Origin of the sequence: Photorhabdus stackebrandtii (genome assembly GCF_011189495.1) — a bacterium.
GTDB classification, from domain to species: Bacteria; Pseudomonadota; Gammaproteobacteria; order Enterobacterales; family Enterobacteriaceae; genus Photorhabdus; species Photorhabdus khanii.
Window position 1 is genome coordinate 130,426 of sequence record NZ_PUJV01000009.1, and the last position, 13,016, is coordinate 143,441.

Annotated in this window: 13 protein-coding genes; 6 read left to right on the forward strand and 7 right to left on the reverse strand. The window is 40.3% G+C overall.

Annotation, left to right across the window (positions count from 1 at the left end; genetic code table 11):
- Positions 1 to 5 precede the first annotated feature (5 nt).
- The 7 genes from aceE to ampE all read right to left on the reverse strand — a co-directional run bounded on the left by aceE (position 6) and on the right by ampE (position 7,029).
- Complete coding sequence (gene aceE / locus C5470_RS10200; protein ID WP_166288428.1) at positions 6 to 2,669, reverse strand: pyruvate dehydrogenase (acetyl-transferring), homodimeric type; 2,664 nt, start codon at positions 2,667 to 2,669, stop codon at positions 6 to 8.
- 188 nt (positions 2,670 to 2,857) lie between these two features.
- Positions 2,858 to 3,622: a pyruvate dehydrogenase complex transcriptional repressor PdhR gene (gene pdhR / locus C5470_RS10205; protein WP_166288431.1), complete on the reverse strand. Its 765-nt coding sequence runs from the start codon at positions 3,620 to 3,622 to the stop codon at positions 2,858 to 2,860.
- 493 nt (positions 3,623 to 4,115) lie between these two features.
- Entirely contained in the window at positions 4,116 to 4,484 is a 369-nt protein-coding gene (locus C5470_RS10210; protein ID WP_166288434.1) for a hypothetical protein, read from the reverse strand.
- 48 nt (positions 4,485 to 4,532) lie between these two features.
- On the reverse strand, positions 4,533 to 4,805 hold the full coding sequence (locus C5470_RS10215; RefSeq protein ID WP_166288437.1) for a hypothetical protein: 273 nt from the start codon (positions 4,803 to 4,805) through the stop codon (positions 4,533 to 4,535).
- 332 nt (positions 4,806 to 5,137) lie between these two features.
- Complete coding sequence (locus tag C5470_RS10220; protein ID WP_036842787.1) at positions 5,138 to 5,359, reverse strand: helix-turn-helix domain-containing protein; 222 nt, start codon at positions 5,357 to 5,359, stop codon at positions 5,138 to 5,140.
- 8 nt (positions 5,360 to 5,367) lie between these two features.
- Positions 5,368 to 5,946, reverse strand: a complete 579-nt coding sequence (locus C5470_RS10225; protein ID WP_036842786.1) for a hypothetical protein — start codon at positions 5,944 to 5,946, stop codon at positions 5,368 to 5,370.
- Between the two features lie 228 nt (positions 5,947 to 6,174).
- Entirely contained in the window at positions 6,175 to 7,029 is an 855-nt protein-coding gene (gene ampE, locus C5470_RS10230; protein WP_166288440.1) for a beta-lactamase regulator AmpE, read from the reverse strand.
- Positions 7,030 to 7,348: 319 nt separating this feature from the next.
- Here ampE and nadC point away from each other — a divergent pair, with 319 nt between their 5' ends.
- The 6 genes from nadC to zapD all read left to right on the forward strand — a co-directional run bounded on the left by nadC (position 7,349) and on the right by zapD (position 13,012).
- Positions 7,349 to 8,239, forward strand: a complete 891-nt coding sequence (gene nadC / locus C5470_RS10235; RefSeq protein WP_036842781.1) for a carboxylating nicotinate-nucleotide diphosphorylase — start codon at positions 7,349 to 7,351, stop codon at positions 8,237 to 8,239.
- A 200-nt stretch (positions 8,240 to 8,439) separates the two neighbouring features.
- Complete coding sequence (gene ppdD, locus C5470_RS10240) at positions 8,440 to 8,865, forward strand: prepilin peptidase-dependent pilin (protein WP_166288443.1); 426 nt, start codon at positions 8,440 to 8,442, stop codon at positions 8,863 to 8,865.
- 41 nt (positions 8,866 to 8,906) lie between these two features.
- Entirely contained in the window at positions 8,907 to 10,352 is a 1,446-nt protein-coding gene (gene gspE, locus C5470_RS10245) for a type II secretion system protein GspE (RefSeq protein ID WP_166288446.1), read from the forward strand.
- Positions 10,352 to 11,551 carry a protein transport protein HofC gene (hofC, locus tag C5470_RS10250; RefSeq protein ID WP_166288449.1) on the forward strand — a complete coding sequence of 400 codons (1,200 nt, stop codon included), beginning with the start codon at positions 10,352 to 10,354 and terminating at the stop codon, positions 11,549 to 11,551. The genes gspE and hofC overlap by 1 nt, the downstream gene beginning before the upstream one ends.
- Positions 11,552 to 11,643: 92 nt before the next feature.
- Entirely contained in the window at positions 11,644 to 12,267 is a 624-nt protein-coding gene (gene coaE, locus C5470_RS10255) for a dephospho-CoA kinase (protein ID WP_166288452.1), read from the forward strand.
- On the forward strand, positions 12,260 to 13,012 hold the full coding sequence (gene zapD, locus C5470_RS10260) for a cell division protein ZapD (protein WP_166288576.1): 753 nt from the start codon (positions 12,260 to 12,262) through the stop codon (positions 13,010 to 13,012). The genes coaE and zapD overlap by 8 nt, the downstream gene beginning before the upstream one ends.
- Positions 13,013 to 13,016 lie beyond the last annotated feature (4 nt).

Consider the following 13,016-nt stretch of genomic DNA (forward strand, 5'->3'; position numbering starts at 1 on the left):
ACCTCTTATGCCAAACGCGGGTTAACTTTTTCTGGATTAATGTTGTATTTCTTGATTGCTTCTTCCACAACATTCACATCAATTTCACCACGTTTAGCCAGTTCACCCAGAGCAGCAATTACTACGTAGGAAGCATCAACTTCAAAATGATGACGCAGGTTTTCACGGCTATCGGAACGACCGAAACCGTCAGTACCCAATACGCGGAATTCGCTTGCAGGGATGAAGTTACGAATTTGTTCTGCAAACAGTTTCATGTAGTCAGTAGAAGCCACTGCCGGTGCTTCATTCATGATCTGAGCAACATAAGGTACACGTGGCGTTTCTGTTGGGTGCAACATATTCCAACGTTCACAATCCTGACCATCACGCGCCAGTTCAGTGAATGAAGTGACGCTGTACACGTCAGAACCCACACCATAATCGTTAGCCAGAATCTGCGCGGCTTCACGAACATGACGCAGGATAGAACCAGAACCTAACAACTGAACTTTACCTTTGCTACCTTCCAGGCTTTCCAGTTTGTAGATACCTTTACGGATACCTTCTTCTGCACCTTGTGGCATCGCCGGCATGTGGTAGTTTTCGTTCAGCGTGGTGATGTAGTAGTAAATGTTCTCTTGTTTCTCACCATACATACGCTCCAAACCGTCATGCATAATCACAGCCACTTCATAAGCAAACGCCGGATCGTAAGAGATGCAGTTAGGAATAGTCAGAGATTGAATGTGACTATGACCATCTTCGTGTTGCAGACCTTCACCATTCAGGGTTGTACGACCTGAAGTACCGCCGATCAGGAAGCCACGAGCCTGTTGGTCACCGGCTGCCCAGCACAGGTCGCCAATACGCTGGAACCCGAACATAGAGTAGTAGATGTAGAACGGAATCATTGGCAGGTTGTTGGTGCTGTAAGAAGTTGCCGCCGCCAACCATGATGAACCTGCACCCAGCTCATTAATACCTTCTTGCAGGATCTGGCCTTTTGCATCTTCTTTATAGTAAGCAACCTGCTCACGGTCTTGCGGGGTATACTGCTGGCCGTTAGGGCTATAGATGCCAATCTGACGGAACAGACCTTCCATACCGAAAGTACGCGCTTCATCGGCAATGATTGGAACCAGACGATCTTTGATTGACTTGTTCTTTAACATCACATTCAGTGCACGAACAAAAGCGATAGTGGTAGAAATCTCTTTGTTTTGTTCTTCCAGCAATGCACCAAAATCTTCCAGCGTTGGTAGTTCCAGCTTCTCTTCAAAATGAGTACGACGGCTTGGCAAATAACCACCAAGCGCTGCACGACGTTCATGCAGGTATTTATACTCTTCAGAGTCTTTATCGAAAGTCACATATGGCAAGTTTTCGATTTGCTCATCAGCAACAGGGACATTGAAACGATCACGGAAATGGCGAACGCCTTCCATATTCATCTTCTTAACCTGATGAGCAATGTTTTTGCCTTCAGCCGTATCACCCATACCGTAACCTTTGATGGTCTGAGACAGGATAACGGTTGGTTTTCCGGTGGTTTCCTGCGCTTTTTTCAAGGCAGCAAATACTTTCTTAGGATCGTGACCACCACGGTTCAGCGCCCAAATCTGATCATCAGTCATATCTTTGACTAATTCTGTCGTTTCTGGGTAACGGCCGAAGAAATGCTCACGGACATAAGCACCATTTTTGGATTTGAACGTCTGGTAATCGCCGTCCAGAGTTTCGTTCATCAGTTGGATCAATTTGCCGCTGGTATCTTTACGCAGCAACTCATCCCAACGCTCACCCCAAAGAACTTTAAGAACCTGCCAGCCCGCACCGTTGAAGATACCTTCCAGCTCGTTAACGATTTTGCCATTACCCGTAACCGGACCATCCAGGCGTTGCAGGTTACAGTTGATAACAAATACCAGATTATCCAGCTTCTCACGGGTTGCGATAGTAATCGCACCTTTGGATTCCGGCTCATCCATTTCACCGTCACCCAGGAATGCGTAAACGGTTTGCTTGGAGGTGTCTTTCAAACCACGGTGTTCCAGATATTTCAGGAACTTAGCCTGGTAGATAGCACCAATTGGCCCCAATCCCATTGAAACCGTCGGGAATTGCCAGAATTCAGGCATCAATTTTGGATGCGGATAAGAAGACAGACCGTTACCATGAATTTCCTGACGGAAATTATTCATCTGCTCTTCAGTCAGGCGGCCCTCAAGGAAAGCACGCGCGTAGACGCCCGGAGAGATGTGACCTTGGAAATAAACCAAATCACCGCCGTCATTTTCATTACGGGCACGGAAGAAGTGGTTGAAACAAACTTCATACATAGTTGCTGAAGACTGGAATGAAGCCATATGACCACCTAATTCCAGATCTTTTTTGGATGCCCGCAAAACAGCCATCACAGCATTCCAGCGAATAGCAGAGCGAATACGGCGCTCCAGCTCCAGGTTGCCAGGGTAAGCAGGCTCATCCTCAACAGCAATGGTGTTGATATAATCGCGGTTAGCAGCACCTGCCGCAACATTCACGCCACCTTTACGTGCTTCGTTTAATACCTGATCAATCAGGAACTGGGCACGCTCAACACCCTCTTCACGGATGACCGATTCGATCGCCTGTAACCAGTCGCGAGTTTCGATCGGATCCACGTCATTTTTCAAAATGTCTGACATGGTGTATTCCTTATCTGTTATCTGTTTCTAATGATTGTCTTGGAGCCTATCTTCCCGTCATACCCTTTGACGTTCAGCCGGTCATGACGGGAAGATAGGCCCTCACTGTTGTTGCCGCTAGCGCCCTCAGTAAAGGGACTCGACTAGCTATGCAGACGCAGCAAACTTCAGGATCTGCACAGCTAATTTTATTCCGGATGTTGTTGGAGATGCCGCAATGATCGCTCCCGACGGGTATGCTCACGACTGAGATCCAATAAAACATCTTCAATAAAGGCTAAATGGCGGTGGGAAGCCTCACGAGCTTTCTCTGGTTGCCTCGCCATAATAGCTTCAAAAATTTTCGCTCGATGATCACTGACTGCTGTCAGCATTTCCCGACGGGTATACAGAAACTCAAAATTCTGCCGGATATTTTGTTCCAGCATAGGAGCCATACAACGCAATAAATGAAGGAGAACCACATTATGCGCCGCTTCGGTAACAACGAGCTGATATTGCAGAACAGCATCGGACTCAGCATTAACATCGCCACTTTGCTGTGCTTGTTGAATAATCAGGTGATGTTCCCGAATGCGTTCAAAATTTTCGTCAGTCCCACGCAATGCCGCGTAATAGGCTGCGATACCTTCCAAAGCGTGGCGGGTTTCAAGGAGATCAAACTGAGATTCTGGATGACCAGCCAGCAGTTGTGCCAATGGATCACTGAAACTTTGCCATAAGTTACTCTGAACAAATGTTCCCCCACCCTGACGGCGCAAGAGAAAACCTTTGGATTCTAACCGTTGAATAGCTTCGCGCAGTGAAGGGCGTGACACATCAAACTGTTTCGCCAACTCACGTTCAGGTGGCAATTTCTCCCCTGGACGTAAAGATCCTTCAAGGATGAGATGCTCGAGACGCTGCTCAATAACATCTGATAATTTTGGTTGGCGGATTTTGCTATAAGCCATATTTACTGTAAGCCAGTTAATGGATAAACATTGCTTCGGTCCCTACCGGAGTCAATTGGTAATACCAATTTAAACTACAGGGCCATAAAAGTAACAAAGTATTCACCAGCTGTCCATAAAGACCTTGAGCTAAATCATAAAAACCTGCAAATTTTAACAATTTTTTTTAAAAATTAGCAAAAATTGATAACTAATAGGCAAATAAATCCTCTACAATAATCTTTGAACCTAACCTTTTGAAACGTATAAATAGATATAATGAATCGTTACAGCAAGGAAATAGTTGAATATTCATTTAAAAAGTTTAGATACAAAATCATCACTTGTTGATTTTAAACACAACGACTATTCCATTAGATTATAAATGTAGCTCAAATCAGCAAAACAGAATGGTTAAAACCTGTGATCAGAAAGGAATATTTGCAAAATATGTGAGGAACCACCAGCAACAGCCCTACATAACTCTTGCTGATGTAAAAACGTACTATATTAATTAAAACCAATAGCGGGTTTCTTCATGCCACCCTTTTTTATACATACAGGATGAAATTACCCAACGCCTTGCAGATTCATTTTTATCCCAACGATTAACCTCAGTTTTTGGCACAGTAATATAATAATTACAAGATTTATCTTCTTTCTCATCTTTATCTTTGCAGGAAAAACGTTTTGTCTCGAAAGAATGAACAACTTCGCTGGTCCAGTCTGATGGTAATTGAGAATAACCAAGTGCCTTACATTCAGCATAATCCCTGTCTCTTTCATACTTAGTTGCTCCTGGTTTTTCCCACGATGTACAACCAGTTAATAAAGTAAATAATATAATTAAAGGAATAATGGTGATTTTCTTTATGATATTCATAAAAAAATGCCTCAAATAAAACTAAAGAAAATAATCAGGGAAACTAAATTAGAATTTAAAAGTTCCCCTAATACGGTAACTCTCTTTTTCAAAAGATGGCCTTCCACCAGATTGTATAATTTGTCTGTCTTGGATTGATGTGTTTTTATCAAAATCAGGCACAGGATGCGGGGTATTGACTTTGACTTCTTCACCCGAAATTATATCTTTAACATTACATTCAAGATAACCACAGGTTGAAATATAAGCATCACTTAACTGTAGCGTGGAACATCCCGTAATCACAAATATTGATAATAAAGCAATGAGAAATTTATTCATTCTCAACATCCTTAATTTTCCGTATATATTATAAAAATTTAACTTAAATAAAAAACCATATAAAAAGAGAGATTACTTCTTACGATCGAGTAAGTAATATCTACATATGCATTTTATCTTTCTGGCATTCCATGGGATATCAGAACAATATTTCCCTATAGAGTAAAATATCCCTTCATTACTGGAAAAAATTGTCTTTATTGGTGCTCCGTGAACACTTAGGAATAATAAGCTAGATAAAAAGCATGAAATAAGTGATATTTTCATGCATTTAAAACTAATTAATGTTAAGTTCCATCTTACAAGATACAAAAAGACCCACAGTGACTTAATTAGCTGTTATCCTCTTCATCTTCTACATACTCCAATATATCCCCAGGCTGGCATTGTAAATATTTACAAATTTTTTCCAGCGTATCAATACGGATACCTTTTATCTTACCATTTTTCAACAATGATAAATTTTGCTCAGTAATACCGATAATTGCAGCCAATTCTTTAGACTTTACTTTCCTTTTCGCTAAGATCACATCCAATCTTATTATAATACTCATGATGATTCTCAGATAAAATAACGTTGTTCATCGCTTATTTTCTTTGATTCGTGCATAATTAGGCTAAATATTAGAAGGAATACACCAAACATAATAATAAATAGAGACTCTGAATTAACGCCAAACGAGAAACTAAATACCCGCTGTCCTTTTACTAAATCCACAGATAACGCCATTCCTTGTAATGTATTAATCACAGGGTAAAGTAGTTGCTCCAGAATCATCAGGAAACCAATAATACATGAAGCGGAAATATTACGGTTACTCCATATTTCACCTTTAGCAAGCCGGAAAAATAAAATTCCGATTAATACATAAGAAACAGTTGATATGATTAGAGGTATTGTATCCAGCGAGATATAAAGCACCTCACTTAATAAAGATTGCTTAAATCCTTTTGCAATTAATGCAGGCATCAGATCGCTATATGCCTGAAGAACAGCTTGACGAGTGGTATCATGCCATAACGACCAAGACGCAATATGGAACCCCATATCACCAATTGCCATAACAGCAGCAATAATAATAGCCAGAAAGCTGAGTAGCTTGATTCTGGGATTCGTTACAAACTCCTGTTTACCACACATTGTGTCATTCCATATACATGTTCAACTAAACTCTCGCTAAAGTACTTTAAAAGTTATCGTATTACAATAAGTTTTTATCATGAAATAAACAGAACATTACCCAGAATGATGTATAAATCATCGTGATTATAGTTGGAAGATATAATTAATTTATTGATAGAAAAGAAAAAAGGAACCATTTACACAGCTCCCTTTATAGATAATTAAGCTATTGAGACTACAAACAAATCAAACCAATGCGCCATAAATTGTCAGAAAGGCAACCACGACAATGATAGAAAAAGTCACCTTTTTCGCCAATGTCACCGCTGCAACAGGCGTTAGAATTGCGTCAAGATGGGGTTCGCGGCTTAATGAAAACTGAGCAAGCTGGCATACCACTTTATATTGTGAAGTTCTCAAATCGCTAAGAGAGGCAACCCACGCCGGTAAAGCCCGCTCACCATGCCCTAATAAGGCATAAGCAATTCCAGCCAGACGAGCAGGGATCCAGTCCAGCCAGTTCAACAGACTATCAACACCAGATTGCGCGCGCTGAAGTGGCGTACCATATTGTGCCAACCACCCCTGATAAGCTCTTAAGAAACAATATCCCATCAAAGCAACCGGCCCTAATTGACCTGCCACAATCAACCAAAAAATCGGTGCCAGGTAATAACGAAAATTTATCCATAGAAGCGCATTTTGCATCTCCCGTAACTCATTTTCTTTACTGGCATCAGAGGGTAAGCCATGAATGATGGCGAGACGAGCGAGATGTTCTCTTAACTGCTCCCTGTCACCCTGATGAACAATACGAAAATATTCACGATAATCATGCCGTAAGCGCCCCGCGCCTATGCACAGCAAACAAATCAACACCCATAAAATCAGTTCAAAGATCCCAAAAATAAAATCATCAAGCATTTCAATCAGTAGCCATGTAAGTAACATGACTGCTAATGTCATCAATAGGCTTTTCGGTAATGAAAAAGACTTCATGTTGGTGAAAAATGGCTCAAGACGATGATCCAATTGCCAATGTTCACCCATTTTAAACACTCGTTCCCACGCCAACACTAACAACAGTATAAAGAGGGTCATTCTTTCCTACTCCTGCAACAATTGCTGATAATGTGTCCAATCGAAATAAGGTCCAAAGATCTGTTTTTCTTCCCGCAACAATATCATTATGACCAGTGATATGCTCTTTTATATCCAGATATTCCCGCCTAAATCACCTGCTGTATTCAATGTCCCAGTGAAGAATTGCTCAAGATAAAGGCCACCAAACTTCGCCCCTCATGCAACCGCATTTTTTACTCATTCAATCTGATGACAAAACCAAGATAGTAGTTGTTCGCTACACAACAGGGTAGCATGTTAAGACCATCAATATTGTTACCACTTCTGGAGCTTTTTAATGACAAAACAAAATTACAGTGCAGATCAGCGCCGTGCTGTTCTGATGGAACGCTTACAGAACGACATTCCTGCCAGTGTAACCCTCGCACTAAAAGAAGATCTGGGCGGCAATACAGATTTCACTTCTGATATTACCGGCCAGTTAATTCCGGCAGATAAACAAGCCACAGCAATAATTATTACCCGGGAAGAGGGTATTTTCTGTGGGCAACAATGGCTGAATGAAGTTTTCACTCAGTTAGGTGACCAAGCCTCCATTGAATGGTTGGTAAAAGACAGTGATTCAATTACAGCCAACCAAAAACTCTGTGTATTACGAGGCCCCGCACCTGTATTGCTGACTGGTGAACGCACCGCCCTTAACTTTATTCAGACTCTTTCTGGTGTTGCAACAGAAGTCAGTCATTATGTCCGCCTTCTTGCCGGTTTAAAAACCCAGTTACTCGATACCCGCAAGACACTCCCAGGATTACGCACAGCCCTAAAGTATGCGGTACTTTGCGGAGGGGGCAGTAATCACCGCCTTGGGTTATTTGATGCTTTCCTTATTAAAGAGAACCATATTATTGCCAATGGTTCTATTAAACAGGCTGTAGATAAAGCCCGTGATTCTCACCCAGATGTCCCTATTGAAGTCGAAGTCGAAACCCTAGATGAGCTGATTCTGGCACTGAAAGCCAATGTCGATATTATTATGTTAGATAATTTTACTATTCCAATGATGAAAGAAGCTGTCGCCATCACATCAGGTAAAGTCGCTTTAGAAATATCAGGTAATATAACCCTAGACACCCTGCGCAGCTATGCTGAAACAGGCATTAACTTCATTTCTGTTGGAGCATTAACCAAGCATATCAAAGCGTTAGATCTATCCATGCGCTTTCAGTAAACATCAACAATAATATTGATGGTGGTGTAAATCAGCAATCCATAACTCACAGATTTGCGAACACCACCGTAAATATTTCTGAAAATATTGCAATCCAAAAATCTTTTTTCGAGCTAACTCCATAACCTCTATATATCCTGTTTTATTTTTTTCTCTTTCCTTCATTATTTATGTCGCAATACAACAACACGGAGAAAAAGATGAACCAACAACAAGGATTTACTCTAATGGAAATTATGGTTGCTATTGCCATAATTTCCATCTTAAGTGCTATTGGTATTCCCAGTTATCAGGGATATATTCAGAAAGCAGCCTTAACAGATATGTTACAAGCTATTGTACCTTATAAATCAGGTATAGAACTTTGCAGTTTTGAAACTGAAGATTTTAAAGGCTGCAACTCAGGATCAGTATCAATTCCCAGTCACCATAATAGCCGATATATCGGAAGCATTTCAGTTAAAGATGGAGAAATCACCATTAATGGTCAGCAAAGCCTGAAAGACCTCAGGGTTATTTTGAATCCGACACAAAATACACAAACAAGTACGACCAGATGGATTAATAAATGTGAAGCGGCAAATAGTTCATTAAAGAACCGTTGTCAGGAAGTATTCAAATTCTAATTCATCACCCTTATAAATATCTATTTACACAGGAAGTAACAATGAACTCACTTTCGGCAGCAGAAACCATATTAATGGAAAGAGAAATTCATGACATTTGTCAGCGCCATCAATCTGTTGTTATAAAAAAAGATGATAATACAATAACAATTGCCAGCAGCGAATTACCTAATGATGATTTACTGGCAGCATTACGCTTTATTTCCGGGTGTATCGTTAATATAGAAATTTGGCCGCTAGCGAAAATTGAATCAATATTACACCAAAATGTTTCACTCAGCCATTTACCCGAGGAGGAGGTATCTTTATTACCTACCACAACTGATATCAATGCAGATGATAATGATGCACCAGTCATTCAACTTATTAATCAAACCTTATTAACTGCAATTCAACGGCGTGCATCTGATATTCATTTTGAACCATTCCAACAAGGTTATCGTATTCGTATCCGGGTTGATGGTGCATTACATCTCTTGTCCTCACCATCTCCTCAAATGAATGCAAGTATTGCCGCACGTCTTAAAATAATGGCGAAATTAAATATTGCTGAAAAACGACTACCTCAGGATGGACAATTTGATTGGTATGACGCTCGGCACAACTACGCTATCCGTATGGCCACCCTGCCAACAATACATGGAGAAAAAGTTGTGCTCAGGATATTAAATACCATGCGGCAACTGTCTCTGGATCAATTAGGTATTCCTGATCAATTATTAAATCAGCTCCGACAAAAACTAGCATTACCACAAGGAATGATTTTAGTTACCGGCCCAACGGGCAGTGGAAAAACAGTAACCTTATATAGCTGCTTACAATATCTAAATAAAAATAAAAAGAACATTTGCAGTGTAGAGGATCCCGTTGAAATCCCACTTAACGGCATTAATCAGACACAAACGAACAGTAAAATTGAACTCAATTTTGCCAAAGTATTACGGGCATTATTACGACAGGATCCAGATATTATCATGGTAGGAGAAATTCGTGACAGCGAAACAGCCGAAATCTCAGTAAAAGCAGCACAAACAGGCCATTTGGTGCTCTCTACACTACATACTAATTCTACCGTAGATACATTATCCCGCCTACAGAATCTGGGTATTTCAGGTTATATGGCAGCGTCTTGTATCAAATTAATTATCGCCCAACGGCTTGTCAGAAAATTATGTCTTCATTGCCGCAATCAACAAACAGAAGAAACGATTATTAATATTGAAAATAATTCTTTATTTATCAGGCAATGGCTAGCTGTTGGTTGTGAACATTGCTTTTCTGGTTATTATGGCCGAACTGCTATTTATGAATTTTTGGAAATAACACATGAAATTCAACAAATATTATCAGAACAGAATCACCAAAATATACAGAATATTATTATGGCTCAAAGAAAAGATACCTTACTTTCATCGGGTATTTTGTTAGTAGAACAAGGAATCACTACACTGGAAGAAATTTACCAGGTCACAGGGCAGGAAGAGTAATGAAAATTCATTATCTTTATAATTGGCAAGCAGTTAACAATAAAGGCGAAATATCAAAAGGGAAATCATTATGTGATAACCGGAAAGTTTTATATCAGCAACTTATCCATGCTGGATTACAGCCTTATAATATAAAATGTGAAAAATGGATATTTTACCACCAGCAACAGATTACCCACCGTCTGAATTTTATTCGTCAATTAGCAACACTATTATCATCAGGAATGCCATTACTAAATTGCCTGAATATCCTTATCCGTGAATGTAGTAATCCATTATGGCATTGTATATTGTCAGATATTAGTAAGAAAATTACCCGGGGAGAATCACTCTCCGCATCACTAAAAGACTATCCATCTCTATTTCCACCGCTATTTTGCCAACTCATTGCTGTTGGCGAACTAACCGGACAATTAGAAACCTGCTGTCAATTATTAGTTAAACAACAGGAACAACAAGACACATTGCAGAAAAAAATAACAAAAGCACTACGCTATCCTCTGATTATTACTGTTGTTGCCAGCATCATTATTTTATTGATGCTGATTTTTGTCTTACCTGAATTTGAACATATTTATCATTCATTTGACGCACAACTTCCTCTGCTGACCCGCACTTTACTAATGGTTTCCAATTGGCTGATTCAATATGGTGTCTATAGCGCTATTGGGTTAATAACACTATTCCTATTTTACTTGCAATTACGCCAACGCCATACGATATGGATTATCCGTGAGAAAAATCTGATATTACGTTTACCCGTTATTACGAACTTAATTAGTTGTCAGCAACTAGGGCAACTTTTTCATATTTTGTTTATGACACAAAAAGCCGGCCTGACACTCACCGCAGGGTTAGACAGTGCTATTGCATCAATAAATCACCCAGTCTTTTTAAAAGCGACCAAATTCTTACGAGTCCAAATTAATCAAGGGATACCAATGAGTGAAACACTGAAGCAACAATCTTGTTTTCCTGCACTGTGTCAACAGTTTGTCAGTGTTGGAGAAGAATCTGGTAATCTGGAACTGTTATTGGGAAATCTCGCCAACTGGTACCAACAACAAGCATTGGAAATTTCTGATAATATGACTCAGTTACTAGAACCAATACTTATAGTCATAATAGCCGCTATTGTCGGTATACTATTGCTCGCAATGTATTTACCTATTTTTCAGCTAGGTACGGTACTCACTTGAAGTAAAAGCGATTCTATAGTTTTGCCTCTAGGTCATCTGCCCCCTTTTCGGTTACAATCCCGAAATACTATCAAGTAATATGAAGGGATAGGATGACTTATATTATTGCACTCACAGGTGGGATTGGCAGCGGTAAGACCACTATCGCCAACGCTTTTGCCGCTCTCGGTGTTCCTCTTGTTGATGCAGATATTATTGCCAGAGAAGTCGTTGCTCCTGGAACACCTGCTTTACAAGCCATTATAGAACACTTTGGTCATGACATATTGATGCCAGACGGCAGTCTTAACCGGGCACTGTTGCGCCAGAAAATTTTCACAAATAAACAAGAAAAACAGTGGGTTAATCAACTTCTTCATCCTCTGATACGTCAAGAAACCAGACGGCAATTAGAACAGATAATTGCACCTTATGTTATTTGGGTTATTCCATTATTAGTCGAAAATAATGCAGGGCATCTGGCAAATCGGATCCTTGTCGTTGACGTTTCACCTGAAGTACAAATCAGCCGGGTAGCTACCCGTGATGGTATTAGCTACCAACAAGTCGAAAATATTTTGGCCGCACAAGCATCCCGTAGTGAAAGACTGGCTTATGCCGATGACGTTATCTCAAATCATGATAACGTACAGGCAATTGCTCCTCGTGTCGCCGAACTACATCAACAATATTTAAGATTAGCTGAATCAGCCAGACAGGATAATCATGATGAGTGACACAACTCCTACAATCATTTTTGAACACCCACTAAACGAAAAAATGCGATCATGGTTGCGAATTGAATCCTCCTTACACCAACTCACCAGCCAACGCCATTTAGACTCGCTGGCAAGCAGCCTCGCCTTTTTCCGCACGGTTGCTGAACTACTTGAAGTTCTGGAACGGGGGGAAGTACGGTCAGAATTGCTAAAAGAGTTAGAACGCCAACAGGCAAAATTAAAACAATGGGCTGAAATACCTGATGTTGATGTTAATATCGTCAATAGTTTCAGATTAAAATTGAAAGATCGGGCTGCTGCATTAAGCAAAGCACCACGGCTCGGGCAATCCCTTAAAGAAGATAAAATTATCAGTATGGTGCGCCAGCGCCTCAGTATTCCAAGTGGCTGTTGTGGTTTTGATCTACCCACCTTGCATTTATGGCTTCACTTGCCACAGTCAGAAAGAGATAAAATGGTTTCCTTCTGGATTGATAGTTTGTTACCACTCCAACAAGCGCTGGAAAGTATTTTAGAACTCATCCGCCAATCTGCTATTTTCCGTTCTGAAATCAGTAAAAACGGTTTTCATCAGGATACGGCAGAAGGTGCCGATTTACTGAGATTACGTTTACCATTAAAACCTTTACTATTTCCTCAAATTTCCGGTCACAAAACCCGTTTTGCTATCCGTTTTTTACCATTGGATAGTGAACAAGGATCCGTGCCCATCCATTTACCATTTGAATTAGCATGCTGCTAACATG